The organism is Spirobacillus cienkowskii (assembly GCF_037081835.1).
Classification (GTDB): Bacteria; Bdellovibrionota_B; Oligoflexia; order Silvanigrellales; family Silvanigrellaceae; genus Silvanigrella; species Silvanigrella cienkowskii.
This window is the reverse complement of record NZ_CP146516.1, coordinates 1,615,365-1,642,135: the sequence shown is the minus strand read 5'-3', so window position 1 is coordinate 1,642,135 and position 26,771 is coordinate 1,615,365. Positions and strand designations below refer to the sequence as shown.

The 26,771-nt window shown below is 28.1% G+C and carries 31 protein-coding genes and 1 pseudogene; 20 read left to right on the top strand and 12 right to left on the bottom strand.

Annotation, left to right across the window (positions count from 1 at the left end; all coding sequences use genetic code 11):
• Positions 1-33 precede the first annotated feature (33 nt).
• Complete coding sequence (locus Spiro2_RS07220) at positions 34-1,191, top strand: SMI1/KNR4 family protein (protein WP_338635013.1); 1,158 nt, start codon at positions 34-36, stop codon at positions 1,189-1,191.
• A 21-nt stretch (positions 1,192-1,212) separates the two neighbouring features.
• Here Spiro2_RS07220 and Spiro2_RS07215 read toward each other — a convergent pair whose 3' ends face one another.
• The 3 genes and pseudogenes from Spiro2_RS07215 to Spiro2_RS12750 all read right to left on the bottom strand — a co-directional run.
• Positions 1,213-1,455 carry a CopG family antitoxin gene (locus tag Spiro2_RS07215; RefSeq protein WP_338635012.1) on the bottom strand — a complete coding sequence of 81 codons (243 nt, stop codon included), beginning with the start codon at positions 1,453-1,455 and terminating at the stop codon, positions 1,213-1,215.
• 363 nt (positions 1,456-1,818) lie between these two features.
• Positions 1,819-2,286 carry a helix-turn-helix transcriptional regulator gene (locus tag Spiro2_RS07210; RefSeq protein WP_338635011.1) on the bottom strand — a complete coding sequence of 156 codons (468 nt, stop codon included), beginning with the start codon at positions 2,284-2,286 and terminating at the stop codon, positions 1,819-1,821.
• A 15-nt stretch (positions 2,287-2,301) separates the two neighbouring features.
• Positions 2,302-2,445 (bottom strand): annotated as a pseudogene (locus tag Spiro2_RS12750) (IS3 family transposase); the annotation flags it as partial.
• Positions 2,446-2,745: 300 nt separating this feature from the next.
• On the opposite strand from Spiro2_RS12750, the gene Spiro2_RS07205 reads away from it, so the two are divergent.
• From Spiro2_RS07205 to Spiro2_RS07195, 3 genes are read left to right on the top strand one after another with little or no spacing between them, the layout of a single operon-like run.
• On the top strand, positions 2,746-3,309 hold the full coding sequence (locus Spiro2_RS07205; RefSeq protein ID WP_338635010.1) for a hypothetical protein: 564 nt from the start codon (positions 2,746-2,748) through the stop codon (positions 3,307-3,309).
• 1 nt (position 3,310) lies between these two features.
• Positions 3,311-3,895, top strand: coding sequence for a DUF4365 domain-containing protein (locus Spiro2_RS07200; RefSeq protein WP_338635009.1), 585 nt, complete (start codon positions 3,311-3,313; stop codon positions 3,893-3,895).
• A 13-nt stretch (positions 3,896-3,908) separates the two neighbouring features.
• The gene (locus Spiro2_RS07195; protein WP_338635008.1) at positions 3,909-4,919 is read left to right on the top strand and encodes a hypothetical protein; all 1,011 of its coding nucleotides are present in this window, start codon (positions 3,909-3,911) and stop codon (positions 4,917-4,919) included.
• A 209-nt stretch (positions 4,920-5,128) separates the two neighbouring features.
• Here Spiro2_RS07195 and Spiro2_RS07190 read toward each other — a convergent pair whose 3' ends face one another.
• Positions 5,129-5,668, bottom strand: coding sequence for a hypothetical protein (locus Spiro2_RS07190; protein WP_338635007.1), 540 nt, complete (start codon positions 5,666-5,668; stop codon positions 5,129-5,131).
• A gap of 315 nt (positions 5,669-5,983) precedes the next feature.
• Here Spiro2_RS07190 and Spiro2_RS07185 point away from each other — a divergent pair, with 315 nt between their 5' ends.
• Positions 5,984-6,394, top strand: coding sequence for a hypothetical protein (locus tag Spiro2_RS07185; protein ID WP_338634792.1), 411 nt, complete (start codon positions 5,984-5,986; stop codon positions 6,392-6,394).
• A complete protein-coding gene (locus tag Spiro2_RS07180) occupies positions 6,328-7,026 on the top strand; it encodes an IS630 family transposase (RefSeq protein WP_338637753.1) in 699 nt (232 codons plus the stop codon). Before Spiro2_RS07185 ends, Spiro2_RS07180 begins: the two co-directional genes overlap by 67 nt.
• A gap of 250 nt (positions 7,027-7,276) precedes the next feature.
• Here Spiro2_RS07180 and Spiro2_RS07175 read toward each other — a convergent pair whose 3' ends face one another.
• Positions 7,277-7,402: a hypothetical protein gene (locus Spiro2_RS07175; protein WP_338635006.1), complete on the bottom strand. Its 126-nt coding sequence runs from the start codon at positions 7,400-7,402 to the stop codon at positions 7,277-7,279.
• 2 nt (positions 7,403-7,404) lie between these two features.
• Complete coding sequence (locus Spiro2_RS07170; protein WP_338635004.1) at positions 7,405-7,716, bottom strand: DUF1778 domain-containing protein; 312 nt, start codon at positions 7,714-7,716, stop codon at positions 7,405-7,407.
• A gap of 363 nt (positions 7,717-8,079) precedes the next feature.
• Between Spiro2_RS07170 and Spiro2_RS07165 the strand changes: the two genes are divergently transcribed.
• From Spiro2_RS07165 to Spiro2_RS07150, 4 genes are all read left to right on the top strand, one after another.
• The gene (locus Spiro2_RS07165) at positions 8,080-8,433 is read left to right on the top strand and encodes an immunity protein Imm33 domain-containing protein (RefSeq protein WP_338635003.1); all 354 of its coding nucleotides are present in this window, start codon (positions 8,080-8,082) and stop codon (positions 8,431-8,433) included.
• A 125-nt stretch (positions 8,434-8,558) separates the two neighbouring features.
• Positions 8,559-9,308 carry an IS5 family transposase gene (locus tag Spiro2_RS07160; RefSeq protein ID WP_338635001.1) on the top strand — a complete coding sequence of 250 codons (750 nt, stop codon included), beginning with the start codon at positions 8,559-8,561 and terminating at the stop codon, positions 9,306-9,308.
• A 318-nt stretch (positions 9,309-9,626) separates the two neighbouring features.
• Complete coding sequence (locus Spiro2_RS07155; RefSeq protein ID WP_338635000.1) at positions 9,627-10,220, top strand: hypothetical protein; 594 nt, start codon at positions 9,627-9,629, stop codon at positions 10,218-10,220.
• Positions 10,221-10,252: 32 nt separating this feature from the next.
• Positions 10,253-10,972, top strand: a complete 720-nt coding sequence (locus Spiro2_RS07150; protein WP_338634998.1) for a DUF3800 domain-containing protein — start codon at positions 10,253-10,255, stop codon at positions 10,970-10,972.
• Between the two features lie 663 nt (positions 10,973-11,635).
• Here the strand turns inward: Spiro2_RS07150 and Spiro2_RS07145 are convergent.
• From Spiro2_RS07145 to Spiro2_RS07130, 4 genes are all read right to left on the bottom strand, one after another.
• Positions 11,636-11,950, bottom strand: a complete 315-nt coding sequence (locus Spiro2_RS07145) for a helix-turn-helix domain-containing protein (RefSeq protein ID WP_338634997.1) — start codon at positions 11,948-11,950, stop codon at positions 11,636-11,638.
• 507 nt (positions 11,951-12,457) lie between these two features.
• Positions 12,458-12,883 carry a hypothetical protein gene (locus Spiro2_RS07140; RefSeq protein ID WP_338634996.1) on the bottom strand — a complete coding sequence of 142 codons (426 nt, stop codon included), beginning with the start codon at positions 12,881-12,883 and terminating at the stop codon, positions 12,458-12,460.
• Between the two features lie 22 nt (positions 12,884-12,905).
• A complete protein-coding gene (locus Spiro2_RS07135) occupies positions 12,906-13,661 on the bottom strand; it encodes a hypothetical protein (protein ID WP_338634994.1) in 756 nt (251 codons plus the stop codon).
• A 215-nt stretch (positions 13,662-13,876) separates the two neighbouring features.
• Positions 13,877-14,455, bottom strand: coding sequence for a hypothetical protein (locus tag Spiro2_RS07130; RefSeq protein ID WP_338634993.1), 579 nt, complete (start codon positions 14,453-14,455; stop codon positions 13,877-13,879).
• Positions 14,456-14,655: 200 nt separating this feature from the next.
• Here Spiro2_RS07130 and Spiro2_RS07125 point away from each other — a divergent pair, with 200 nt between their 5' ends.
• From Spiro2_RS07125 to Spiro2_RS07110, 4 genes are all read left to right on the top strand, one after another.
• A complete protein-coding gene (locus Spiro2_RS07125; RefSeq protein ID WP_338634992.1) occupies positions 14,656-15,090 on the top strand; it encodes a hypothetical protein in 435 nt (144 codons plus the stop codon).
• Positions 15,091-15,148: 58 nt separating this feature from the next.
• Positions 15,149-15,679, top strand: a complete 531-nt coding sequence (locus Spiro2_RS07120) for a hypothetical protein (protein ID WP_338634991.1) — start codon at positions 15,149-15,151, stop codon at positions 15,677-15,679.
• A 113-nt stretch (positions 15,680-15,792) separates the two neighbouring features.
• A complete protein-coding gene (locus Spiro2_RS07115; RefSeq protein WP_338634990.1) occupies positions 15,793-16,086 on the top strand; it encodes a hypothetical protein in 294 nt (97 codons plus the stop codon).
• Entirely contained in the window at positions 16,064-16,876 is an 813-nt protein-coding gene (locus Spiro2_RS07110; protein ID WP_338634989.1) for a Fic family protein, read from the top strand. The genes Spiro2_RS07115 and Spiro2_RS07110 overlap by 23 nt, the downstream gene beginning before the upstream one ends.
• A gap of 79 nt (positions 16,877-16,955) precedes the next feature.
• On the opposite strand, the gene Spiro2_RS07105 is transcribed toward Spiro2_RS07110, so the two are convergent.
• Both Spiro2_RS07105 and Spiro2_RS07100 read right to left on the bottom strand, forming a co-directional pair.
• Positions 16,956-17,525, bottom strand: a complete 570-nt coding sequence (locus Spiro2_RS07105) for a hypothetical protein (RefSeq protein ID WP_338634988.1) — start codon at positions 17,523-17,525, stop codon at positions 16,956-16,958.
• Entirely contained in the window at positions 17,479-19,413 is a 1,935-nt protein-coding gene (locus Spiro2_RS07100; protein WP_338634986.1) for a sulfatase-like hydrolase/transferase, read from the bottom strand. Before Spiro2_RS07100 ends, Spiro2_RS07105 begins: the two co-directional genes overlap by 47 nt.
• A 957-nt stretch (positions 19,414-20,370) precedes the next feature.
• Between Spiro2_RS07100 and Spiro2_RS07095 the strand changes: the two genes are divergently transcribed.
• The 6 genes from Spiro2_RS07095 to Spiro2_RS07070 all read left to right on the top strand — a co-directional run bounded on the left by Spiro2_RS07095 (position 20,371) and on the right by Spiro2_RS07070 (position 26,473).
• Positions 20,371-20,742, top strand: coding sequence for an immunity protein YezG family protein (locus Spiro2_RS07095; RefSeq protein ID WP_338634985.1), 372 nt, complete (start codon positions 20,371-20,373; stop codon positions 20,740-20,742).
• A 37-nt stretch (positions 20,743-20,779) separates the two neighbouring features.
• Entirely contained in the window at positions 20,780-21,853 is a 1,074-nt protein-coding gene (locus Spiro2_RS07090) for an SMI1/KNR4 family protein (protein ID WP_338634984.1), read from the top strand.
• A 499-nt stretch (positions 21,854-22,352) separates the two neighbouring features.
• Positions 22,353-23,657 (top strand): hypothetical protein, encoded by a 1,305-nt coding sequence (locus tag Spiro2_RS07085; RefSeq protein ID WP_338634983.1) that lies wholly within the window; start codon positions 22,353-22,355, stop codon positions 23,655-23,657.
• A 1,167-nt stretch (positions 23,658-24,824) separates the two neighbouring features.
• Positions 24,825-25,331: a hypothetical protein gene (locus tag Spiro2_RS07080; protein WP_338634982.1), complete on the top strand. Its 507-nt coding sequence runs from the start codon at positions 24,825-24,827 to the stop codon at positions 25,329-25,331.
• An 86-nt stretch (positions 25,332-25,417) separates the two neighbouring features.
• Complete coding sequence (locus tag Spiro2_RS07075) at positions 25,418-25,786, top strand: hypothetical protein (RefSeq protein ID WP_338634981.1); 369 nt, start codon at positions 25,418-25,420, stop codon at positions 25,784-25,786.
• Positions 25,787-25,954: 168 nt separating this feature from the next.
• A complete protein-coding gene (locus Spiro2_RS07070) occupies positions 25,955-26,473 on the top strand; it encodes a hypothetical protein (protein ID WP_338634980.1) in 519 nt (172 codons plus the stop codon).
• Positions 26,474-26,771 lie beyond the last annotated feature (298 nt).

Genomic DNA, 26,771 nt, shown 5'->3' with positions numbered 1-26,771 from the left:
AAAATAAAAAGCGTTAAAAAAGGTAAATTTAGTATGCAAAACATAACAGAATTTGAAAACAAATACAGTTTAAAACTACCTGTGCATTATAAAAATTTATTAAAGGAACATCATTATTTAAAAGTGCGGGTGCATTATACCACCAATGTGCAAGAAGTGATAAATAATGATGATAAAGAAGATTATGTTGGTTATTTAGTTACTTTTACACCGCACGTTGAAGATATGTATGCCATGGAATATGAAATAAAACATAATTCAGACGTATTTTTTAATAATAAACTGATTCCTTTTGCAAAAGATCGTAAGGGTAATTACAATTGTCTCAGTTACTTAAATGGGTTGAGAGACTCAGAACCATCTGTGGTGTATGTAAAGTTAGGTGCTATTGAAGATAAAAAAATAATCGAAAAAATAGATTATGTTGCCAATAGTTTTGAATGTATTTTACCCACTTTAACAGAAAAGCTACCTGAAATTGATGTTTATGGTACGTCATCAACTGTAAAAGTAAATGTTTCTAACGAAAAAAAACAATTATTTAAAGAAAATCCGTATTCGCAGTTTGGGGAGTATTTGAATAAAAATTATTATACCAATAAATATTTTGAAATTAAAAATAAAAAAGGAGATAGTTTTTTAAATTATTTAGAAAAAATCAACCCAAAACGCTACCAAAACCTAATGCAAACAATCAATAATAGTCTTCGAGAAGAAGAGATGCATTTTCTAAAAGAATTTAAGCAAGAAGCCTCTACTCCGGCATTTACCCAGTTCTCCAAATGCGTGGTAAAAGGGCTAAACCCCGAAGAGTATATTTTTAGAGGCTTAACGTTAAAAAATATGCCTTCAACTCGCACTGAGCATGAAATTTTAACGGATATCGCTCAAGTTTTATACAATACTGCTCCCGATGATTTTATAAAAATTGTGTTTAATGGTGCTCTTGCACCTACTGGCCGTAATGCAAAATATTTGTTTGATGCGTTTGACGCCGAAGACAAAATGAAAATTTATGATATTGATGAACTGAGTTTTGTAAACTTAACCATGCTGTTTTCAGAATTGCGTCAGTATTTAACTGATCAATACGAGCGTCCTTTAAGGGAACTGCGAATTTATTATTATATTGATAAAGCTAAAATAGAAAAACAATATTTTTATTACTATCAAATGTATGATGATCATTAAAAATTAAGAAACATTTTTTTATTAAGCGCTGTTTTTTAATTTATCAACACCTTCAATAATAATCATTCTCATTAAAACTTGGTAAGGCAAACCCTTTTTGAGAGCAATGGCTTTAAGATCTGCGATCACTTCATTTGGTAAATTAACACTAGTTGGGTTTTTAGAACTTTTTTTATGTTTTTTATATGCTTCAATGGTTTTTTGTTCATCAAAGTCAATTTTGGTGTAGTCGCTTTCATCTTGATTCTTTACATATTTGTTCATACTTTTCCCTTTCTTTATTATTTAATTCTCTAGCTCTAATAATTCTAATTTTACTGTTTCTAATAATGCTAGTTAATAGTTGATAAAGTTATTGTGAGGCTTGAATAAGTAGCTCCTATTTGTTAAATAATTTTTGCTTAAACAAATTAACAAAGGAGCTACTAATGGACTGGCAGAGCCAAATCATCTACTGTATTAGTTAAGACAAAACCTAACAACCGTAAAAAAATCTATTACCCTGTTTGAAGTTTTTTTTAAAACAGTGGTATTGTCAGATAAAATGCTAACTAATACAGTTAATTTTAGTTTGACATAGTTTTTAGAACAGTACCAGTACTCTCTGTTTTTTTTGGGAAAAATATTTTAAGCAGCTGTGCCATTAAGTTGTACTTTTACAGTTCCTAGCACTCCTTTTCTTCTCAATAAATCATTGATACACACTTCAAGAAATAAAAATTCAGGGTAGCCTAAAGCATGAGCGATATCGATTGCAAGATCAATATTAGCAGGAGTTTTATTAAGTTCTATAGCATTTAAAAATTGTCTTGTGACACCAATTTTTCTTGTTTCCATAAGCCCTGTTTTTTCTACAAGCTTGACCCAAGCGATATACTTAATTTGTACTTGTGATGGTGCTTTGTCTAATTCTTTTAGAGCTCTTCTTGTTATCGAAAAGCAGTCTAAAACCACGCATAAATAAAGCCAACCTTCTTTTGTGGGGATATATGTAATGTCAGAAGTCCATAAAGAATTGGGTGAGTAAGCTCTGAAATCTTGGGTAATGAGGTTTAGAAAAACCTTTCGATTGTGTTTGGAATCGGTGGTTTTCACAAATTTAGGCTTTCCTCTGCCCCGCAATTTCATTTGCTTCATAAGCTTTCCAACCTTATTTTTACCGCATGAGATCCCTTGTATTTTGCAGGTTTGAAAGACTCTGCGCCTACCATAGTTTTGCCTAGAGGATTGGTGGATTTTAGTTGTAACTTCTTTTAACTTTTCGTTTTTTTAAGTTTTATAATTTCAAGATCCTTAGGCTTTTTGTAAGCTTCTGGTTTTATAACTTCATGTTGTACATATTGGCTTCGCCACTTACATAGAGTTGAGAAACAAATGGCAAGTTCATCGGCAATTTCTTGGAGAAAAGTGTTTTGAAAATGATAGTGTGAGTTTTCTTGTTTTTTAAATATTATTTTATATGATGAGAGGGCTAAAAGACGTTAAAAAGACGGTAATTTTTAACTTAGGCCACAATATATTAATATTGCTTAAACTCTAGGCTAGGAAAAGATAATGAGCAAAGGGTGTGCTGGAATTAAAATACTAGAAAAAGGAATTGTCTGGAGAAATGAATTTCTCTCAGGAATTTCTATCCAAAATATAGCTAGCAAATATAAAACCAATGCACAAATTATTAGTCGTGCAATTTGGCTTGCGAAAATTCCAGACGAATTAAAGCTTGTGATTAAGGAACATCCCGAAATTTTTACTCGCGAAATTTTAATCAATCAATTTGCTGCGAAAAGAAATCTATGTGCAAAAAATTCTTTTAAGCTTTTGTACTCTGAAGTTTTACGGATGAAAAAAGAAGGAATGGGCAGTAAACCTAAGTTTCCTAGAAAAAAATCAGTAAAAAAAGATAAAAAGGAAATTCTCCCAAATATGCTTAAAGTCAGTGTTTCTACGAATATTTTAGAAGCAATGAGTGCAGAAAAGAAAATTAAAGATGCCCTTGGCTTTCATTGTCGAGTCGTTTTTCACGACTCTGGCGCAAGTCAAATCACAATTAATTTAAATAATAAAAAGGATTTAGAAACATTTATTGGAATGGTAACAACAAATACAGGATTGTTTTAAAATGGAATTTGATGATTCAAAATGGAAAGAAAAATTTAGTGAAGCCTACATTTATGCAATTACTGCACAAGCAGGCTGGAAAGTGGCTAAATGGAGTGTTGATGAAGGTCTTGTTGATGCTACAATAGATACCTGTATTAAACATGAAGATGGCTTAGAGTCGCCTTATAAAATTGACTTACAACTAAAATGTACTGAAAGTCCGACAACAAATAATGAAACATTTATTTCATATACTTTAAAAAAAGATAGGCACATTGAAAATATCAAAAAGAAAACTTTTACAGATCCATTTTATTTTATACTCTTTAATGTTCCAAAAGAAAAAAAGAAATGGGTTGAGCATGAAAAAGATGTTGTAGATTATAAGACAATTTTAAAATATTGTGCTTACTATTATGAATTCAATCCTGAGAATAATAATTTAACTTCAAGTAAAACAATTCGGTTTGAGAAAAAATCAATATTTGATGTTAATTTTTTAGACAATTTAATTTTTGGATTCAATACATATCAGAATTATAGCCAATATAAAATTAAAAGACTAATGGAATTAGAAAAACTTACTACTAGAAATTTAAATTAAGGATGAAATAGTCATGACAGCCTCAACATTTACTAGGCTTTCAAATTATCTTGAAGCAAATGATTGGCATGTAAAAGATTCTTACGCTGATAAACTCAAATTCTTAGTACACAAGGATGAAAAAAGAATTCTTGAGATTTATGATGATTCTATACCTGGTGCAGAAAGGTATTTTGAAGAAGCTATTACATTTTTAGCAGAAAGAGAAAATAAACCGAAAGAATCTTTTTTAGAATTATTTTGTTTAAAGCAAGGTGTTATGCAAATTAGAGTCCCAAATGAATCGGGAGAAATAGACCTTGACACTTCTTTAAACATAAGAAATGCTGCAAAAAAAATGATAACAGCAACATCAAATTCAAGTTTAGAAAAAAAATTAAAACACCTTAGAGCAAAAGATCTTGCTATTGAAAAATTAAAGTTATGTAAAGAGATACCAGCAAAAATGGGAAGCTATATTGTAACGATACTGATTCCTGAAGAAACAGGTATCCTTGATATTACTCAGCAAGCATTAAAAACCACATCTCAGCTCGTAGATTCTGATTCTATACCTACTGTTGCTGAACATAACATTCTTGCAGAAAAAGGGGTTAGTTCTAATTTTTTAGATTCTTTTAATCCAATTGCAGAAATCGCTGAAAGAGAAGGGATTGAAATTTCATTTGCAAGTGGTACTGAAGTTTTTGAATGTCAAGTAAATAAAGAATTCTGCTCATATGTAAAAGAATTACTTGAAAGCATTACAACAGATGAAAAAGAAAAAATTGTTGAAGTACTTGGAACTGTTAAAAGCAATGGATGGAATGAAAAAGAAAATATAGGTACTATAAAAATAAGTGGAAATTATTTAAATACCAAAACAAAACAAGATTTTATTTTACAGACAAACAATTATGACTTTTATAAGATTGCAAATGAAGCGGGTTTGTTGCCAAAAAAGAAAATAAAAATTACAGGAACTTTGATACCAGGAACAAAAAGAATTTCTGACATTACAGAACTTACAATAAATGTCAGTTAATAGTTGAGAAAGTTATTGTGAGGCTTGAAAAAATAACTCCAGTTTGTTAAATATTTTTTGCACAAACAAAATTAACAAAGGAATACCAATGGACTGGCAGAGCCAACTCATCAACTGTATTAGTTGGTATTTTCAGATAAAATACCAACTAATACAAATACACAACTAACTTAATTTCACCCTGACACAGTTTAAAGAGCACTCTCTTTTTAGTTTACAGTATCGTCTTTTTCATATATTTCTGTATAATTATCAACGTAACTCTCTCTTTTAAATTCAGTAATATTATTATTCTCAATTTTTATATAGCCAAATCGTTTGTTAGTTATTCCATTAAAATTAATGCTTGCATCTGAACAGGGATTTGCAATTAAGTAAACATTGCTAATTTGAGTATTGTAAAGATTATAATTGTTGACGTCGCATTTACCGCCTGTCATTACTGTAAATCTCTCTTCTTTTAATGTAATATTCCGGTTAGTGTCAGCTTGCGAAAATGTAATTTTTGTAATTTTTGTATATTTTTGTTCTTTATTTTTATCTGATACAACTTTCTTTAAAACCCATCTAGTTCCTTTTAGGAGGTTATATCCAATATGATTTTCTTGAACTTGTCCTCTTTCTTCAATTAGATTTATATCTGTAGTGAATACTTTTTCAGTAGTAGAGTGTGACGTGCTACTTTCATTTTTACCACACGATACTGCGAGAAAAGCAATTAAAGTAGGTACGATTATTTTTTCTTTCATATTATTATCCCTAAGTTATAAATTAAATAAATATCAACCCAAAAATTTTGATATTCCAATAAAAATATTTTGTCAACGTCATAAAAAAACCATAACCATTAGAAGTTTTATTATAAAAAATAAAACTTCACTTTGCCTTGAATGTTTAAGATGATCTGTATTTAGTATAATAATTACTTATACGCCGTCCACTAAGTTTGTTGGCAACATAGATAACCAAAAATAAATATTTATACGGAAATTGATGAATATTGAAAACAGGATATGCTGCAGTTAACATTCGTACTTTCTTTTATAAAAGGACACTGCAGCACAATGAATAATGTACAACAACTTATGGATGATTTAAAGAGAATACCTCAAAATAAATTAAGTTTTAATCTTTTACGTCGATTATTTATAATTTTTTTATATTCCGTAGGATTTTCTGAAAAAAAGATTGAAACTTTATTATGCCTTTCAAGAGGACGGGCAAATTATTGGGTTTCAAACTATAAGAATAATGGTATTTATTTTTTACTTGATAAACCACGTTCTGGTCGTCCATCCTTTGTAAATAAAGAAGAAGTTGAAATTTTAAAAACTGAAATCATTCAATTAAATTCTGAATTTAATGAGGAAAAAGTTGTTCATGCCCAAATAATAAATAGTATTATAGAATCCAAAACGAAATTAAAAAAAAATTTAGTAAAAGTGGGTTATACAAGTTCCTTCAAAGAACATTAATAAGAAGAGTTGTTCCAAGAACAAAGCATATAAAAAATGACCCAGAAAAAATGGCCGAATGGATTAAAGATTTACCAAATAAAATTAATGAAATTAAAGTAAAAAATCCAGGAAAAAAAATAAACATAGATTTTCAAGATGAATCACGATTTGGACAAATGACAATAAAATCTGGTATTTGGAGTCCTTTCCCAATCAGACCAGAATTTAAAACTCAAATGGGTTATTTAAACTCATGGATTTATGCTACTGCTAACAAAGATACGGGCAAATATTTTGGAATGATATTACCAAATTTAAATGTTGAAAACATGCAAATTTTTATCAATGAGTACTCCAAGACCGTACCTAAGAATGAGCATATTATTATGATACTAGATGGAGCTAGTGCACATAAAAGCAAAAAATTAATTTTACCCCAAAATATATCATTTATTTTTTTACCTTCATTTTCTCCAGAGTTAAATCCAATTGAAAGGTTATGGAGTTATTTTAAAAGGAATCACTTATCATTTAAAATTTATAAAGATTATGAAGATCTCGTTCAAAAATGCTCTAGTGGTTGGAATCAATTAACACAAAAAATTGTCAAGTCAATTATGAATTCAAAACCTAAGGCAAGCTTATGTTAAAAACTTAGTGGACGGCGTATTAGTAATCATTTCTCATCCCTGAATTATTATTAAATTAGGACTTCTTTACGTAATAATTTAAAAAGAGCATAATTCAGCCATTCTTTCCCAGAAGAGACTCAGAGGATATTAGAATATTATCCAGGTTCAGGGTTATCAAAAAAATTGTTAGAGTTCTAAAAACTGTGTCAAGTTGAAATTAAGTAAGTTTTAATTATTTAGGAAAAAATACATGCTTTATTTAAGGTAACTAAGAATTAGAAACAAAAGATTTTTGATAATTTAAAGCATTTTTTATTAAAAAAATATTAAGATCTTTATTACCGCAGACAAAATCTTTTACTTGTTTTTTATCCGATAAAATTTTAAAAAACATATTTACTTTCCAGAATAGTTAGCGAGCGTAGCAAAAGCAGATTTTAGATTTTTATTATCATTGTTAGATTGCGGTTCTTCTTGATTTAATAATTGTAAATAGTCTTCATTTTCAACTAAAATAGAATTTTTATTAATAATATTTTGTGCAGCATTTAACACGTTGTTAAATACAAATTGAGAAATCGTTTGTCCTGAAAGTAAGGTTGCGCGGTAAATCAACTCCTTTTCTTCTTGAGTCATTCTGATTGGAGGTATGGTTGTGCGTTTTACCGCTAAGAACTTTTTTTTAGCAGGTTTTCTTTGTGTATACATAATGTTGCGCTCCAAAAAAAGCAAATAATACAGACATAATAGATAGAAGCAAGTTTATCGTAATTTGTATATACAAATTAAGTCATGATTGAAAATTTATATATATAATATTGATATTATAGGATTAATAAAGATAAAAAACTACTCCCGTTGCTAAATCGGTTGTGTTTCGGGTTTTTTGTAGCAACCTCAGCGCCATAGGAAGTGAGTTGCCACAAAGTTTTGCTGCAAATTATTTGCAAAGCATCGGTGCCAAAAAGATTAAATAATTTGAGAATTTAGATTAGTTTTTCAACTTAATCTTCTAAGCAAGGCGCGAAAGTAGATATTCTAAACAAAAGAAAAATGAATTAGGATTATAAAATGAATAAAGTTGAAGAGCAAAAAGCGATAAGCTTAAAGTATGGCACATTGTACATAGAGTGCCCGCTAAACTTAAAAGTTGGAATAAGTAAAAATATTTTAAATAAAGAATTAACAATGCCAATAAACGCTATGCGTTACCTCCCTTCAAAGGATACAACAGTTTGGTATATTTGGGCAGGTGAAGAGTTTTCTGAAAGTAATGATTTTTTTGTTGCATTGCATGCAGAACATTTAGAAAAATATTGTCCTTTAATAATAAAATATTTGGGATTACCACCTGGTTGGAGAGTTTTAATTGATGATTCTGCATATGAAAATGTATGGTACGATTCTTCTTTATTAGTTGAATAAAATTTTATTTATACACGATTATTTATTTATTATTTTAGGGAGTGTACTCAAATAACGAAGAATACTTGAATTTTGGCATGTTTCCCCCAAGGGTTGGATTACCAAGTCTAACAAAAGAGGGAAACATGTTGAGGTTGATGATAACAGATCAATTATGGTCAAGGCTAGCACCATTGCTTAAAGAATTTAAGATTCATTTTTCAAATAGAATTAGGATTTTTATGGAAGCTGTTTTTTGGAAATTACGAACAGGAGCGCCATGGAGAGATCTTCCAACAGAATTTGGTTCCTATTCAACTGTATTTAATAAATTTAATCGATGGTCAAAATTAGGAATCTGGCAAAAATTATTTTTAAAAATTCGCGGTGAATTAGATAATGAATGGAACTTTATTGATTCAACAATCGTTAAGGCGCATCAATATTCAGTGAATTCAAAATGTAAAAAACGGGAATGTATTGGTCGCTCAGTTTGTGGCAATTCAAGTAAAATACATATGCTTTCAGATTCACATGGGAATCCAATAGATTTTATTATAAGCGAAGGGCAAGTTCACGATAGTAAAATTGCAAATCAACTTATTGAAATAAGTGATGCAGAAAGTTTAATTGCAGATCGTGGATATGGTGATCAAAAAATTAGAGCTAATTTAGCTAATAAAAAAATTCAGGCAGTTATTCCTAAAAGGAGAAACGCCCTTGATAAGGCAAATACTGGTTTTGATAAGTATTTATATAAAATCAGGCATTTGATAGAAAATTTATTTGCTCGATTAAAACAATTTAGAAGCATTGCTACCCGTTATGATAAAAGTAAAAATAACTATGCTTCTTTCATTTATATTGGAAGTTCACTCATTTGGGGAAAAATTTGAGTACACTCCCTAATTAATTTTCAAAATAAAAAAAAGAGTGTGTTTAAAAATAAATGCACTTTTTTTTAATTTTTAAATTTAAAAGTGAAGTTAAAATTTTTTAATAACTGGGTAACGTAATTGCCTCCTCTTATACATCTAAACATTAAAATGAAATTTTAATGAAAAATCATAGGAATCTTTTATTTCATTTTTTTAAAATTTAAAATAAAATTGTAATATAAAGATTTTTAGATAGTTTAAGATTCATAACCACAACAGGTTGCGAAAAATGATGGTCTTTGTTACGCTCCTAATGATTTTTAAAAAGGAGAGGGAATGGACAACCCAAAATCACCTTTTAACATAGCAAAATATTTGCATGAGCAACTCTCAAATGGCAAATCTAAAGCTTTTTTAGTTAAAGAGATTGGCATGGACAAGTACTACCTCAATAAACATCTTTGGCTTTGCACATGGCCAAAAGAACTCGTTGATTTGTGTTTACTTCATCCCGACATTTTTACGCCACGAATTCTATTTAGTATATTTGCTTCACGGCAAAAGTATTATTCAAAAAATGAATTTGAATATTTATATGCAGAAATAAAAAAACTCATTGATAAAGGTGCAAAGCACAAACCAAGAAAAGCAGTAAATTACCCAAAATCTCGTGCTGGCGGTTCCCTTTTATCACAAAGAATCCGAAAAGAAAATTTAAAAAAAATTAATAAAGAAAGAGCTATAGAAAAGAAAACAAAAGAAGATCTGAAATTAGATTTTGAAGAACTTCTTTATTACCAAAAACAATTTAAAGAAGCGTGCGGATTCCATGTCATCGTACAATACTCTAAATCAAGAGAATTAGGTGAAATCAGGATTAATTTTAAAAACGAAAAAGACTTGGATTATTTATTAAAAAAAATGTTGTAAAGTATAGGAAACTTGAAAGGAAATATTACAGGATGTATTTAATTTATTTTGATGAAAATAAATATTCAAAGGAAAACCCCTTTTTTTATATCGGAGGAATTCTTTTGAAAGATGATAAACTAACAGATCTTGAATCAACAATTATGCAAATTCAATTTAATTATTTCAGTACTAATATTCTTACAAAAGATACTGAACTACACGGTATTAGTATTTTCCAAGGGAAAGATAATTTTAAAACGAGAAAGCTTGAAGAACGTGTGAGATTATTTAACGACATCACAACGTTTGTAATCGATAATAAAATACCTATAAGAATGGTACGCATCGATATTGAAGCACATAGAAAAAAATATAAATATCCACAACCAGAATATAACCTAGGGCTTACTCTTGTATTGGAACGCTTTTGTGACTTTTTAGAGAATGTTAATGACATTGGGGTCGTGTTTGGGGATTACGAAGGTGATGAAATTAGCAAATCCATCCTTGATTTTTCACAGTTTAAACACATAGGAAAGACCCCAATGTACCACGGGCGTGCCCTTGGAAGGCTGAAAGACACGGTTTATTTCTCTCATTCCCATCACAGTAGATTTTTGCAAATAACGGATATCCTTGTCTATATGGCCGGCCGTTTTGAAAATAACGGCATAAATCCAAGCACTTTTAAATGGCATGAAACTCAAGTGTATGAAAATTGGGAAAAAATTAAGCTTGGAACGGACTTTAAAATACAAAGGTGGCCTTAAGAAAGGAGCGACTAGTCTCCGTGACAGAGAAGGGCTCGCCAAATGGAGCGAACATCTCTAGTCGCATAGCTAATATACTCGGCGAACTAAAAAAAATCAATAGGAAGAAATACTTCATTTCTTAAGGTATTATGGCACTTGAAATAAAATCCCTTGCTACCTTAATAACTTCACTATTATACCGAATAGATAAAGCCACATGAAGGAAGCTTTATGGAAAAATTTGTAGAAAAACAAATGATTATTAGTATAATAATTACTTAGTAATAATTTCACAACCCTGAATTATTATTAAATTAGGACTTCTTTACGTAATAATTAAAAAAGAGCATAATTCACCCATTCCTCCCTAGAAGAGACTCAGAGGATATTAAAACATTATCCAAGTTCAGGGTTATCCAAAAATATTGTTAGAGTTCTAAAAACTGTGTCAAGTTGAAATTAAGTAAGTTTTAATCTTCCAGGAAAAAATACAACACATCTCCCGATGATTTTATAAAAATCGTATTTAATTGAGCCCTTGCGCCTTCAGGCCGCAAGCCAAAATAATTGTTTGATTCAGAGCATAAAATAAAAATTTATGAAATTGTTGAATTGATTTTTGTAAGCTTAATGATTGTATTCTAAAAACTGTGTCAGCCATCCACAATACCCTTTTTGTATTTATTCTAGTTTTTTAAAATTAATTTCAAGTTTGTAACCTAAGAATTTTGTAATTTCAACAAGACTTAAAATTGTAATGTTAGTTTCTTTATTTATAATTCTATAGTATTGTCTTGGAGTGATGTCTATTCTTTTACAAAATTCATTAATGCTAATAGAATTTTCGTTTCGCCAACTTTCAATTAACTCAATTAATTTTATTTTAATTTCAGTAAAGTTGCTTCCAATATCTTCCCAATATTTCAATGCATCTTTGTCAATTTCTCCTTGAACAAATTTTCCTGTGTAGGTCATTTTTTTAGCAAAATTTTCCATAAATTACCTCTTCATTTTATGCTAAGAATTGTTGTAGTTCTGTCGAACTCAGTTGCTATTTTAATCTAGCTTATTAAACAGTTCTAGATTCAGGGTCGTGACTCACTTATGTCAGTATTTTTAGATCCTTATTAAAATTTTGATGTTGCATAAAAGTGCTGTAAAAATTTCATTTTAAGGGATTTACTAAGTAGATCAAGGTTTTTTTGATAAGTTAAGCAATTTAAACAAGTTTTATTCTTTGTTTGGTTTTTTAAGGAGTGTATTTCAACTTCTTATAGCTGATTCAGTTTTTAGAATATTTCCTTCCAATAATTTCTTAAAAAAAAGTGGTGACACTGTCACCATTATTGCTTTGGTTAAAATCTGTTCAATATATTTGAATAAAAGATTAATTAAACTTGATTTTTATATTGAAGTGTATTGTATTCAAAAATAGAGTGTGCGAGTTTAGCTTCATTCTTAATCAATTTAGTAATGTTTTTAAAATTTAAATGTTTTAATTTTTTAATCAATATCAACTTCTTCTAACTCTAAGTCTTCTATTTTTGTGTTAAGATATTCTGAAAGATTAAAAAATAAATCGCTAATTTTACTATAGTTATAAGAAGCATGTGAGTTATTGTTATTTGAGAAGACACCTACTATTCCTCTCGAAAAAGTAGAAGTGCTAACTTTTTCTAATTTATCGAGGCTATCAATTATTATGTTGGTGTTAAATTCTATATCATCATATTTATAATGATGATTTACTATATAATTTTTTTGCTGGTTAGAATGATTTTTATTTTTTTTGTATAAATATTGAGTATTGCTTAGTTTTGAAAAATCATAATTTAATTGATTATCTTCAGAATTTTCATTACCTTTGACATATTGGTTAAAAACTAATGTTATTATTATTACCTTTAAAATTAAATTAATAAATTTCATAAAATTCCTTTTTATAATATAATTAACTGTTTGATTTTTTATTAATTTTGTTAATTGAATCTATATAATATTTGGTGAATTTATCTTCATATTTGTTAATCAGCATTGGTTTTCCGCTTTTTTTAATGGAATTTATTTCTTGAATGATATTATTTAATTGTTTTAGTGTGTAAATTTTATTATTATAATGTGAGTTAATCTGTTTTATCCCTATTTTTATTCTGTTATCTATTTCTTCAATCAGTTTAGGTATATTATTATTTGTATAGTTAAATTCTTTGTTGCATAATTTTAATAAAATTTCTTCCATATATATTAAATTTAGCATAGATTCTTCGCTAATTATGTCAGCATATTTAAGTCTTATGGAGGATAAATTTTCCTTCTTTTTAATACAATAATTATCCATAGAGTTTTCAATTTTTCTAAAATCGTATTCAGCCTGTCGGAATTTAATGAAAGATAGCAAAATTCTTTTATTGTATCTGCTTAATAAATTGGAATTTGAAAGATTTTTGGTATTTCTACTATTTGCTAGTTGATACAGTTTATCTATATCATTAAAGTCGTTAATTAAATTTTTTTTTGCGAAATTGTAATTTTTTATTAATTCATTTAAGTAAAATTTTCTATTATATAAATCACTTTTAAAGGCTAAAGTTATTGAATTATATAAATAATCATTGTGTTTAAATTTAGTGTTATTTGAATAAGACTGTTTACTTGAGATTGTTAATAAAATTATTAAGAATGTTTTGAGAACAAAGTTTAATTTCATTTTTTATTTCCATTATTAATAATATTTATTGCAAAAAAAATTTTCATAATATTATTATAGTGCATTTTTACTTAAACACGAAAATTTTATATGTTAATTGAATGTTAAAATCAAGTTTTAAAAATGGTATGTTTTTTATTTTGTATCTTTAAATAAAGTAATTATCCATTAAATTTTAATAGTATGGATTTTTTAACTTTCTTTTTTCTTAAAAATTAAAAATGATAGCCAACATTAAGTGTCGGAGAAATTTGAATAACTGACTGCGATGCAGAGGAATTTGAGCTTTGGTAAGAAAAGTTATTGTAACTTAATAAAGCACCTAAGCCTAAACTAAACTCTTGTGACACATGGTATGTCCAAACAAAACTGCCACGATAAAAAGTTTTTTTAGTAGTGGTAAAATTTTGATTATTATTTTGGATATAAATAGGATAGCCTATATTTAATAATGTATAAATAGAAAATTTTTCTGAAGTTTTAAATTTTAAGCCTATATAACCATTAAATAATAAAGTAATTAAAGAAAGCTCTTTAACATAGGGCATCTTCACTGATAGATCTAGAAAACTCAAACCTCCGCCTAATAAAGGGTTGGTTTTTTCATTATCGGTTAATGAGTATAAGAAAGAGCCACTTAGCTCATAAGTACTTACTTTTGCATCACCAACTGAATTAGATCCATAATTTAAGCTTCCCAAAATATCAAATTTTGATGTTTTGGGATCTTCCGCAAATGCAGCAGTAGAAAAAGTAGTTATGCTTAGAATGCTAGCAAATTTAACAAATGACATTTATAAAATCCCTTATTATTATAACAGATATTTTTTACACTTTGTATAAAAAATAAAAAAAATTAATAAAAATTTTAAACTCGTTTGTCAAGTTTAAAAAATAAATAATTATTAAAAAATATAGTTTGATTTTAACTTAAAAATAAATTATTAAAAAATTTCATATAATTTGTTTTTAAGTTAAAATCTTAGGAGTGTTTATGAAAAAAATTTGTTATTTACTTCTTGCGCAATCAATATTGGTATCATCGTGCCAGACTTTTTTTAAAGCAGAAAAAATTGACGAACGATCAATGCGGCAAGTTGATGAGCAACTTGCGTTTTTTCATGATCCAGAAATTGATGATAAAATAGCAGCAACACTGTATATTGCATCCCCAAAAGAATCAAGTAAAGTATTTTTAACTTTAAAAATTGATGACGAAAGTAAGTTTAATTATGAATACAGTTATCAAGATAAAAAAAGTAATATTAACAGTTTTTACCCAAGTGAAAAAGCAGATGAAGACTTGACGATATCTTTTAAACAAATACAAGAACATTTAAAAAAAACAAAGCAACAACAATGGAAAGAGTGCAATGTTGCTTTTGATGTTGAAACACTGAAATATGAGATGAATTATAAATATGAATAGGTTATTTATTACTAATTAAATAAATTTTATATTTTTTTTATTATTTATTGGAGAATGTGTGGAAAAATTTAGTTTAATATTTTTAGTATTTTTAATTATTAATTTTGTTAGAATAGGGGATGTAACCATTGAATCCGCAAACGCTAAAATAGTTAGTAAAAATATTTCAAAATTTAAAAAAGATGATAACGCACAGGGTTCTGTAGAATATACAGTTAATCTTAAAGATTTTGAAATTAATTCAAAAAGTACAATTGATGCTGAAAATAGAATTGATAAAGAATTTGAAACGCTAAGAAGAGTTGCTAACTTAATGACAGAAATGAGTATTTTAGAAGGAAAACCAGTAATTTTAAAAATGAAATATATAATAGATATAAATGAAAAAAAATCGAAATATTATTTTAGCTATAAAACAAAAAATAAAGAAATTAATTCTATGCTTAAATTTCCTTCAAATATTGAAATCCATTTTTTGCTTTTAGATGTTTATAAATCTTTTAAGGATGGCAAAAGAGATGTTTGGAAAGAATGTAATATTGAAGTGAACTTAAAAACAAATGAATTTAATTTTAAATATGAATATTAGGAAATTGTTATTTATAATGTTAATAGCAAACTCACCAGCACCTTCTAGTAAACTTATCAGCATTTTATCCGTATAATGAGTAATGTGACTAATGCCGATAAGAGGCGCATATTATGCCGATAAGTTTTAAGTCCGTTTATAGAATAACTCCAAGTATTGCCAAGCATCTTATGAAAATAGAGGCTGCCAAAACAAAAGTCGCTTTATTGCCTGTTAATCATACGGTTCTGGCATCGTTGCGTGAAACAGCAAAACTGTACACCACGCATTACTCGACAATGATAGAAGGCAATCTATTAAAACCATTTGAAATTAAAGAGATTATTCAGCTTAAAGGGCATTTCCCTGGCAGAGAACGCGATGAACGTGAAGTTAAGGGCTACTATGCTGCATATTGCTCAGCTTGAGCAATATGCAGCACAAAATCATCCAATATCTGAAAAAATAATTCAAACCTTACATGCCCTTGTGATGAGTAACGGCCGCGCCCGCCTTAAACCAACTCCCTATCGTGATGGGCAGAACGTTATTAGGGACAGTGGTACAAGAACAATTGTTTATATGCCTCCAGAAGCAAAAGATGTACCAGGACTCATGCGTAATTTGGTATTGTGGATCAACAAAAATGAAGAAGAGCTACCATGCCCCATTGTTGCTGGTATTGCTCATTACCAATTTGCAACAATCCATCCTTATTATGATGGCAATGGACGAACAAGCAGGTTGCTGACAACCTTGATTCTCCATCTTGGCGGATATGATTTAAAAGGGCTGTATTCTCTTGAAGAATATTACGCTAAAAATCTACTTGGCTATTATAGAGCCATCAGCATTGGATCATCGCATAATTATTATTTTGGAAGAGCTGAAAGCGATATTACAGATTGGATCGAATATTTTATTGAGGGCATGGCTTTTGCTTTTAAGAAGGTTGTTACTCAAATGGCTGTTAGTCATAAAAAAGGAGAAAAAGATCATTTTGAATTATTGCGTGCATTGGATCCAAAGCAACGAAAAGTTAAAGAATTTAATGTTATCAATTCTAAACAAATAGGAAATTTATTTGGGTTTCAGCCGCGAACAAATGCGGCTCTTTGTAAAAAATGGGTTGAATGTGGTTTTTTAGAAATTGTTGATGACTCAAATAAAGCCAGAAAATATAAACTTGCATCATTGTATGATGTTCTTGTGGGCTAATGCTTGTAATTTGTATTTGATATCATCAGTGTTTAGTTTTATAATTTCAATGTACGTAAAATTTTTGTTTCATTAATTTTTACATACTATTTGGGTCGTCGTTTGTTAAAATCACCATATGAAAACGAGACGGCTTTATTGACTCAAGCTCTGAAGCTTTCACCTGCCACGTGTTCCACCTAAAATGAGAAGCAACACTAAGAGCCTCTATCACTTTGACGCCCCCATAATCAAAGCTAATGTCAGTAAACAAATTTGATTGTTGCGCAGCGGTCAGATCATCTTCAAGCGCACGGCATGAAGACTCACTCGTAAAGATTTTCCCATCCATTAGAGCTTTTGAGCAATTTAGAGCATCTTCAGTAGGCACATTGTATGAGGTATAAACTGACCCCATTGTTTTTAATTCGTTTACACAGTCGCCAATTTCTGCTTTTGCAACATGAGAGCCAAACGGAAACTCAATTAAAATATTTGATTCAGGAAGTTTATGTATCTTTAAGAAAGACAGCAGTCCGTTACAATTTTTACTCGATGATAAGTTTTTGCCGTCAAGCCAAAACGAGAGATTACTTCTCGCCTTAACCGCAGACAACACATCCTCAAGCATTAGGCCTGTATTCTCTGCATGAGGTTGATGCACAAGCAACTTTGTCACCCTCCTCAACCATTATTTCCATCTCCAAACAATTAGTCACAAGGCTTCCTCGCAAAGCTTTCGCAATTGTGTTGGTGCTCTGATAACAAATCAAAGATCCATCGGGTTCATAGATCCTGCTTGCAACGAAATGAGCTGTCGCACTATCCGTTTTATCAATTAACGAATCCATGAGCGGGTGTGCAGATAGCTTTACTGCTGCCATGCCCTCATTTATTCCTCTCACTACAATAGGTGCAGGTGTTATCGGTGCGCCAATAACTGGAGTTATGTCAGTAGAAATAGTGACACCGAGCAAATTAAATAGTGTAGCAGGCAACTGAGCCAATGTTGAAATGTTTTTCTTTTTGGAAAGATCAGAGTATTCCTTAAACATTTCTGGAGCTGCATTTTTCGCAGCTGCATTAAAGTACATTACGAATGGAACCCTAACCATCTCATGAATAAAACGTGAGGAATCATGTCCTCGATTCAGAAAAGCAGCATCGCCATGATCGGCAACATATATAAAAACCCACGGTTTGTCTGAATTTTTAACCAATTCCAGAGCATTTGACACGGAATAGTCGATGTAACGAATTGCTGAGTCATATGGCTCTACTGACTTCAATGAATCAACTTGTCCAGATATTGCAGCGGTGTTTTTTCCCTTGAAATAATCATCTACAGGATTGCGAAATTCTTTAGGAATATTGGCTAAGTAGCCTCCATGACCTGCATACGAATGAAAAACGATTAATGAATGAGAATTTGAATCGAGTTTGTCTTGGGTAAAGTTTTCGTTAAAAAAGTCGTGATCCCAAGGTTTCTTAATTCTGTCATCTGCGTTTCCTAGAAGATTATTGGCGGTTGAAAAGGTTCTTTTTGCATTTTTAAAAATTATGGAGCTAGCCTGATTCCAAGTGCCAGATGCACCTTGATTGCTAAATAGCTCTGTCGTTATGTCAGCTTTGTTTAGAATGTCGACCATAGAAATTCGACGTCTTTGCTCGATTGGCAGAGAATTTTCACTATCCACAACGCTTATCGATAGTGCCTCCAAAAGAGAGGTGCTTGTATGTGAATGTGTTGAAATGACATTATCAAATTTAATAAAGCCCTTCAGTTTATTTTCTAATTGACTAAGGAGCGGTGTTGTTTTTCTTGGATAACCATACAAAACCATATTCATTATCGATGTCGACTCACCAATATAGAGCAAAACGCTCAGTTTAGGACTTGCATTTACTGGCGGAACCGGATTTATAAAATTATTTGCAACATTCTCAAATGCTTGCGTATTTTTAGAATACAAGATAACTGTACCCCAAACACTTTGATTTAGAGCGACAAGGATAAAAATACCTCCGAGCGAAAACTTTAGGTATGAGTCATGTTTTTCCTCAACCCGAAACAAAAAGAAGAGTATTCTTACTAAAAAGTAAATTCCAAATGCAATTGCACTGTATTGAATAAATGTTTTGAAAGGCAGTGAGAGTTTGAATTGTGCTAAGAATGTTTGAAGCCAAAACAGTGCTTCTTTCATGTCAAAGGACTTAGCTTCATGGAGCGAATCTGTGCCCAAATTTCCCAAGAAACCTACTGTTGAATTAAAAGTTGCAATCCATAATATACCAACGAGAAAAACAACCTTCGACTTTAGTTTCTTACGAAGACGTAGGTATTGCAATGAAAGAATAGTAGTTCCAACATAAAACAGATAAGCGCCGCTGTTTTGTGGCAAATACTCAACAATCTCTTTCTCTAACGTTGCTAGTTTTGAAATTTCATTAACGACTTTTTGAGCGCTTTCTGGGTGACTTAAAGCAGCTTGAGCGCCTCCGTATGCACATACTAAAACAGCCATGCTCATCAGAGGAATGAATATTTTCCAACTCATTTAAAAAAATCTCCTTATAACAGAAAAAGAGTTAAGATTTTGAACTCGTAACTTTTATAACTGCTATCTTTTATAATTTAATTATAAAATTTACAAATTAATTCGATTATTTTAAATTTGCAGTGATTTTTAAATTCGCACTATAAGTTGCTTGAATGTCTATGATCTTGAACTTTTCAGTTTGCGAAAATTCGATAGATTAAATAATTTCATCATTTAAATTGTTTCAATCTTTGCTTCCTGCAAGAATAATATCTCCTTCAATTCTTTGCCGATCGGGCATACTGACATCAATCAACTAAAAAAAATTGAGTTAAATAAACTCTAAATTACAAATCCAAATTAAACTTTCTAGAAGTAAAAAAACTTTTTCCATTGATGAAAAAGTTTATTCTAAATATGTCAGCTCTATTAGGCAGTCCATTGAAAGTCCGCCGCAGATGCAATGAGTAACAAAGAGGTGGCGTAAAACGGTTACAATCTATAAATATAAACTTCTTCAAAATATTTAAGGCATTGCTTTATCACCCGTCATCGCACGGTTGCTCAATTCTGTCATTGCGCTCTGCAAATGGCATTTAATTTTACTCCCAATTGGGCAAGTAAATATTGGTGCAAGCCCATCTTGTCATTGTAACAGAATGGCAGATGTGGTCAGGAACTCTTTTGTTTGAAGAGCCGAAAAATTCGTGATCAAAAACTAGGTTTGTGAATGCCTTCTTTCCTAAAAATAATAAAATAAATTAACTACTTTTTGAGGTAAAAGGGGTGCTAAGAAAGTTTTAAATTTTTCTATAATTATATTTTTAAAAATAAATTTAATAAATCAATTTTAAATTTTGTTTGACTTTAAAAAATATTTTGATATATGTAAATTAAATTATTTTTAGTAACTTATTTTTATTTAAGTTAAACAAGAATCAACCAGACTTATTTTTTAAAATACAGAGGAACTCAATGAGTCAAGAAATCATGATTTGCGAAAAAATTACGCAATTAATAAAACCCACTATGCCTGATGATCTGTATAAAATAGTTTTTACGGTAGATGTTGCAAGCAATGCAAAGGGTATATCGTACAACACTATTTATGAAAGTAACCAAAATAAGAGTAAATCTAATAATTTTAAAATACCAAGTGAAGTAACTAATAAAGTTTTAGATTTATTTGAAGAGTTATGGTATTTTATGCAAGAAAAACATGGAATGTGGTCGTTGTGTTATTTTTATGTTTACCAAAATGGCGACTTTAAAATAGATTATATTTTTAATCCATCAAGTTGCTTAAGAAGAGAATACAATAGAAGATATAATTTTATTGATCAATAATTCATATTAAATAACAATATAATTTTTAGGTGACACAATGCAAAATGAAATTATTAACAGCTATTATAATAATATAGTTAAATTAATACAGCCTCATGTTAGAGGAGATTTTAAAAAAATAAGAATTGAGTTTGGTTATAATGATAAGCAAACATATACCAAACTATTTGGTATTTATAATAATAGTCATGAAAAATTATTGCACATTGATGAAATGAATGATTTTGTTGATAAGTTTGAAAAAAATGAACTTTTAAAAATACCAGAAAATTTGACAGAGCTTAGAAAAATCATGATTTTACAAAATAATCAATGGAATAAATGTACCTTTATTATTGATGAAAATAGCAAATTTGATGTTAGCTATGATTCTCATTATAATCCTAAGATTTTAGAATATCGACAAAATAAAACAATAACACTACCCAGTTCTGAGTTGATGCGTCTTTGGCATGAACTTAAACCTTTGCCTATAATAGAACGTAATACTGATGAAATTGATCACGATATTTTAAGTTGCACTTCATTTTTAAGTAAATGGGTAAGTAAACATTTACCTAAAAAAATAATTTGGCGTCAACCTATGGCAGAACAAGAATTAGAATTAAAAAAATTTGAGCTTGAAATTGGGCGTCGTTTGCCACAAGATTTTCGCCGTTTTTATTTTCTGCATGATAGCCATGATAATAAAATTAAAAAAAGCTATGGTGATGTTGGAATTATTTATGGTTGGGAATGGCTCACATTAAAAGATTCAATAAGTGCCTGGGAATTTTGGGCGCGTTTTGAAAAAGATTGGGATGATAATTGTCAATTTTCAAAATGTATGGCTGGCAAAAAAATAAAAGAAAAATATGTCAATAGAGGTTGGATTCCTTTTGCTGAAGATTGGGGAGGTAATTATTTGGGAATTGATCTCGATCCTGATATCAATGGTACTTATGGTCAAGTTATTAACTTTGGTAGAGATGAACATAACAAATACGTTTTGGCAGATTCATTTTTGGGTTTTTTAAAATGGTATGTTCTTCAGTTACAAAATAAAAATTTTATTGCTGAGGGTGATGAAGATGATTACGAATTTGGTGCAAAAGAACATGAGTTCTTTTAAAATATATTGCATTATTATATACTTAATGAGATTAGTTATTAAAAATTTAAAAATACTTATTAAAGATATTAATAATTTGCATTATAATATTTGTTGTTTTTATTTAAAAAATATACATATTTATTAATAATTACAATTATTTAAAAAACTTCTTTTTTGTGTGTTAATAAAAAAAGTCATTTGTAGAGTAGTTTAGAAAGGATGAAAATATAATTAAATAATTGATAATATTGATTAAATATTGTAATTTTTTTACAAAAATTACAATATAACAAAAGATAATTCATTTTTTAAAAAAATAATAAATTTTAAAATTAATTTCACTTTAAAATATAAATAAATAAATTCTAATTAGTCGTAAATATATTGCTATAAATTTTTTCATTAATTTTAAAAAAAGTATTGCATATATGAGTAATTTAAAGTAGCAATTTTTTGGTTTTTTTATATAGATTGATAATTTATATCAAAATTTTGATTAATTTTTTTTTGAAATTTTATGAAAATGAACAAAATATACTCTCCTTTTCAATTTTTGTTAATGGTTTACTGTAATGAAGAATATCATAAAAAATTAAGGCACTTTAATTTAGAAAAAATATTACTTACAGGCATACCACAAGATCAAATAAGAAGAATGGTTTCTATTTTAAATTTAACAGAAAAAATTATTGATTTTAATGAAATTGATAGTTTGAATGATCCTGTTAGAAGATTTTTTGAAACAAAATTAGCCTTTAGAATTTCCAAAAAAATTCTCGTAGATGTTTATTTTATTAATAAGCTAAAATTTTTTTTTGAAATCGCGTTTTTAAATTTATTAAATATATCTACTTCAGATCCGTTATGTAAAAATATATTTATTAAAAACAAAATTCATTATATTAAAGAAGAAGGAAGAAATCCTCGTAAATTATTAAATTTATTATATTATGCGAAAGAAAAATACGATTTAAAAGCAGAAACTATGTTGCATACATTAGAAAATTATAGTTCATCTGAAAAAAATATTATTGATAAATTTTTAAATTATACTTGGTTGTCACTTTATTATGAGTATACAATTAAAGGTTACAAAAAACAAATTTTAGATGTTTATGGTAAAGATTGCTTATCAAATGCTTACAGAGGAAAAATATTAAAAGAAGATCAATTTAAAAAATCTATGGATGAAAAATTTTACTCAAGTTATTCTTCTAAAGCTGGTATTATGCGTTCGAGTGATCCTGCTCCATATTATGATAGAGTTATTCATCCACGTTATTCGAGCAATAATAGGCTTGCTATTATTGATGATAGATGTCCAGATATGCATATACCAAAGTTGAGTTCACAAGAAAAAAATCATCCTTATCATATTTCTAAATTAGGGGTTCATCCTTTTGTGAATTCTTTGTCTGGTACTATACTGGCTATTTTAAGAGTTTATATTGAAACATTGTGCGAAACAGTTTTAAAAAACAGTAATGGTGCTATAAAACCACACCATTTTGTTTATAATAATTTTAAATACGAATTTGCAAGAGATAATCAGTTTTTTATAAATTTTTTTAAATTAGCAACCTCACTTTTATTGTATTTAGAGGGTGGGCATTGTTTAATTGAATTTTATTTAATTTTAAAAATACCAGAAGTACAAAGACAATTGTCATCAGTTGTTCCTGGGTTTCAGAATATTCGATTTGAGTATCTCTACAAAGAAACAAATGAAAAAGAATTTAATCTTGCTATACAAGAAAGTTACAAATATATGGAAGTTTATTTAAATAGAAAAGAAATGTTGAAAGAATTAAGAAAAAATTAGGGTGTTAGAGTGCTATTTATAGTGGCACACAATATGGCTTAAAATAATATCAACTTCAGGTTCTCTTGTAGGCTTCAGTTGTAAAATTTTCACTATTTCACTATAAGTCCATTTAAATATATATTTTTTTAGTGTGGAATTGAGAGCAACATAGGACCCTCGGCAGTAAAAATATTTAGAATTTTTCAGCAACGTTCTAAATGTTAAGGACAACCAAAGCAATTAATTGTTTTGCGCAAAAGAACATGAGTTCTTTTAATTAATATTAAAATTAATATCGTGATACAAAAATACCATTTTTGTTGTTTGCCTTATTTTTATAACTTATTATATAAAATTCTATAAAAAATATTTTTACCTTTTTGATTTTTAAATTATTGATATTAATATTGCTAAAATTAGGAAAAAAACAAAATAAATAACTGAAATTAATATTTATTTTAATCTCGTTTTTTGAGATAAAACTTAATCTACATTTGTAAATATAATGTATCGTCATTAAAAAATATATAAAAGAAAAAATATAATGAAAATTTTTTGAAAATGGTATTATATAACTTAATAAAAATAACAATAATGGTAAAGTCATTATTATAAAAGACGGTTTAAAATTTTTTATCAATAGCATTTCTTCTGATAAGTTTATATTTTCTAAAGTAATCTGTTTTTTTAACACAATAGTCTCCAAGATTTGAATTTTAAAATAATAAATAAAGAAACCCAAAATTATACAATTAAGTGCTTTCAGGTAATTTAGAACAAAATTTTTACATTTTCAAATACTCATTTAAGGTTTATTACAATAAATACAGTGCTTTATTCAAAAAATCGAGCTTACGTTAAAAGAATGTCGATTAGTTGTTTTTTTACATTAAAATCAGATTGTTTTACTTTAATAGTTTAATTTAATTATACTAATATGCTGTACGAATTGATATTTTTCATACAATTTAAGCTCAAAATCATTGAATACCAATAATTTATACTGTTATTAATTTAGTAAAAAAATACAAATTTTTATAATATTATAAAAAATTAATAAAAATTAAAAATTCAAAAATAACTTGATTTCTAAAATAAATAAATAGTAAACAAAAATTTACTAAAATATTGTATTAATAACAATATTTTAGTAATTATTTTACATAAAAAATATTTTGGAAACAAATGAAAATTAATTATATTGGAATTAGTTATACAACTTTTTTGCATAACTCTAACTGGACAATTGAGCAAAAAACAGATGGTATTATTTATTTTATTGAAAAAATATTTTTTGCAAATTTGATACCCGATGAAAATCAGCTTTATATTATTTTTTTTCCAGAATATACTTTTTCTGGAGAGTGTAAGTCATATGTCTGGCATGATAAGAAAAAGGATTGCTTAAATAAGTTAAAGTTATTAATAGAAAACCTAAAAAAACACAAAATCATATTAATTGCGAGTACAATCCCATCCGCAAAAGATTTTTTGCCAAAACATAAAAGCCGTTATGAAGCTCATGTAAATTTTCTTTTATCTAATTCTAATAGTATATCTGATAATCTTTTTTCTGATAGTTTATATGATATTAAAATTAAAAACTCACTTTATGTTATAGCTTCTCCTCAAAATATTTTAACTATTCAAGATATAATTAATTTAAATAATAAAGAAAAAAATCTAAAATAGTTGGAAAATATTCTAAAATACAACCTTTTTACGAATATAATAGAGCAAAAAATTTAAACAATTTTTATTTGAGTGATGATTTTAATTTGTATACAGGTAAAACAGTATTTCAACCAGGCAACTTTCAAGATTCTGTTTGTAATCTTGCAATTATTAATCCGTATCAGCATTTATCGTTATTTTTTTCCATTTGTGCTGATTTTACTTTTAAAGTTAATCATTCGCATTTGTATAAATTTGGAAAAATTTTTCCTAATGAAATTATGTTTATACTTTCTGATTATATAACATTAGATAGAAAAGATTTTTTTACAAATACAGTTATTCATATGGATACATACCATGGTTTAACAGTATATTTAAAAAATAACTCTTTAAAAAATAAGTATTTTCATTTTGAAATTCATGGCAAGAATCAATATATAAAAAAGCCCTGTAATGTGGTTCATATTTAAATATTTTTTTGGTAAGCTATTATTTTTTAATATTTACAGTTTAAGATAAGTAATTTTAAAAAAACAATAAAAAATAAATATAATTTATTGAAAACTATAAAAAAATAATATAAACTGACATTGATATACAGTGTAGTTTTTATTTATCTAAAAATTTTAGGAGTAACCATGAAAAAAAATTTTTTAAAGTCTATCTTCATTTCGAGTTTATTTTCATTTGCTGCTTATGCTGCTTATACTGAAAATCAAATTCAAGATTATGTTTTTTATGTTAGCCATGACAGTGCAAAGAGCAAAGAAATAGATGGAATACTTGTTAATGTTGTCGCTAATATTCAATGTGACACGTATTCAAAAATACTCTCAAAAAAACACTTTTATATTCAAGAAGATGATAATAACAATTATTTAGACATTCCTGTAAAAAAAGGCGAAAATTGCCAATTAAATATAACTCAATTTGAATTCAAAAAACCGAATGAAGATTCAAGTATCAAATATACTGCAAAAGCAGGAGAAAAATTCAGTATGCCCTTAAACTATGATAATCCAATTAAAATTCATAATCAAATTGAGTACACATTTGAGTCGGAACCTATTTTGGGGCAGGTTTATAAAATGAATTTAAAAGCAATAACAGTCGATAATGTTGTTGTTTTTCCTGAGATTTTTATAAGTTATCCTTAATATTTAGAATTGAGTAAGTGATTGATGCTTAATATTTAAAATTGTATTTTGATTTTTAGTTTTGTATTTGTGTCTCTGTTTTTTTGGGCATCTATATTCTTTAGCATCTTCGATTTTTGTACCTCTTTATTTTATTTCTTCTCTCTAATGAATCGATTTTTTTAATATTTTGAAAGTTTGGCAAATCGATTGTTGTCCCTCCAAAACGATTCATGTTTAATAAAGCACAAGTTATTGTTAAACATGAATAAAAATTCGTATTATTAAATTTATTAAGTTATTTTATAATAATATTTTC

What these genes read in the sequence shown, in the direction of transcription:
- Spiro2_RS07220 (WP_338635013.1), top strand. Translation starts at nt 34, where the DNA reads ATGCAAAACATAACAGAATTTGAAAACAAATACAGTTTAAAACTACCT.
- Spiro2_RS07215 (WP_338635012.1), bottom strand. Translation starts at nt 1,455, where the DNA reads ATGAACAAATATGTAAAGAATCAAGATGAAAGCGACTACACCAAAATT.
- Spiro2_RS07205 (WP_338635010.1), top strand. Translation starts at nt 2,746, where the DNA reads ATGAGCAAAGGGTGTGCTGGAATTAAAATACTAGAAAAAGGAATTGTC.
- Spiro2_RS07200 (WP_338635009.1), top strand. Translation starts at nt 3,311, where the DNA reads ATGGAATTTGATGATTCAAAATGGAAAGAAAAATTTAGTGAAGCCTAC.
- Spiro2_RS07195 (WP_338635008.1), top strand. Translation starts at nt 3,909, where the DNA reads ATGACAGCCTCAACATTTACTAGGCTTTCAAATTATCTTGAAGCAAAT.
- Spiro2_RS07190 (WP_338635007.1), bottom strand. Translation starts at nt 5,668, where the DNA reads ATGAAAGAAAAAATAATCGTACCTACTTTAATTGCTTTTCTCGCAGTA.
- Spiro2_RS07185 (WP_338634792.1), top strand. Translation starts at nt 5,984, where the DNA reads ATGAATAATGTACAACAACTTATGGATGATTTAAAGAGAATACCTCAA.
- Spiro2_RS07175 (WP_338635006.1), bottom strand. Translation starts at nt 7,402, where the DNA reads ATGTTTTTTAAAATTTTATCGGATAAAAAACAAGTAAAAGATTTTGTC.
- Spiro2_RS07170 (WP_338635004.1), bottom strand. Translation starts at nt 7,716, where the DNA reads ATGTATACACAAAGAAAACCTGCTAAAAAAAAGTTCTTAGCGGTAAAA.
- Spiro2_RS07165 (WP_338635003.1), top strand. Translation starts at nt 8,080, where the DNA reads ATGAATAAAGTTGAAGAGCAAAAAGCGATAAGCTTAAAGTATGGCACA.
- Spiro2_RS07160 (WP_338635001.1), top strand. Translation starts at nt 8,559, where the DNA reads ATGTTGAGGTTGATGATAACAGATCAATTATGGTCAAGGCTAGCACCA.
- Spiro2_RS07155 (WP_338635000.1), top strand. Translation starts at nt 9,627, where the DNA reads ATGGACAACCCAAAATCACCTTTTAACATAGCAAAATATTTGCATGAG.
- Spiro2_RS07150 (WP_338634998.1), top strand. Translation starts at nt 10,253, where the DNA reads ATGTATTTAATTTATTTTGATGAAAATAAATATTCAAAGGAAAACCCC.
- Spiro2_RS07145 (WP_338634997.1), bottom strand. Translation starts at nt 11,950, where the DNA reads ATGGAAAATTTTGCTAAAAAAATGACCTACACAGGAAAATTTGTTCAA.
- Spiro2_RS07140 (WP_338634996.1), bottom strand. Translation starts at nt 12,883, where the DNA reads ATGAAATTTATTAATTTAATTTTAAAGGTAATAATAATAACATTAGTT.
- Spiro2_RS07135 (WP_338634994.1), bottom strand. Translation starts at nt 13,661, where the DNA reads ATGAAATTAAACTTTGTTCTCAAAACATTCTTAATAATTTTATTAACA.
- Spiro2_RS07130 (WP_338634993.1), bottom strand. Translation starts at nt 14,455, where the DNA reads ATGTCATTTGTTAAATTTGCTAGCATTCTAAGCATAACTACTTTTTCT.
- Spiro2_RS07125 (WP_338634992.1), top strand. Translation starts at nt 14,656, where the DNA reads ATGAAAAAAATTTGTTATTTACTTCTTGCGCAATCAATATTGGTATCA.
- Spiro2_RS07115 (WP_338634990.1), top strand. Translation starts at nt 15,793, where the DNA reads ATGCCGATAAGTTTTAAGTCCGTTTATAGAATAACTCCAAGTATTGCC.
- Spiro2_RS07110 (WP_338634989.1), top strand. Translation starts at nt 16,064, where the DNA reads ATGCTGCATATTGCTCAGCTTGAGCAATATGCAGCACAAAATCATCCA.
- Spiro2_RS07100 (WP_338634986.1), bottom strand. Translation starts at nt 19,413, where the DNA reads ATGAGTTGGAAAATATTCATTCCTCTGATGAGCATGGCTGTTTTAGTA.
- Spiro2_RS07095 (WP_338634985.1), top strand. Translation starts at nt 20,371, where the DNA reads ATGAGTCAAGAAATCATGATTTGCGAAAAAATTACGCAATTAATAAAA.
- Spiro2_RS07090 (WP_338634984.1), top strand. Translation starts at nt 20,780, where the DNA reads ATGCAAAATGAAATTATTAACAGCTATTATAATAATATAGTTAAATTA.
- Spiro2_RS07085 (WP_338634983.1), top strand. Translation starts at nt 22,353, where the DNA reads ATGAAAATGAACAAAATATACTCTCCTTTTCAATTTTTGTTAATGGTT.
- Spiro2_RS07080 (WP_338634982.1), top strand. Translation starts at nt 24,825, where the DNA reads ATGAAAATTAATTATATTGGAATTAGTTATACAACTTTTTTGCATAAC.
- Spiro2_RS07070 (WP_338634980.1), top strand. Translation starts at nt 25,955, where the DNA reads ATGAAAAAAAATTTTTTAAAGTCTATCTTCATTTCGAGTTTATTTTCA.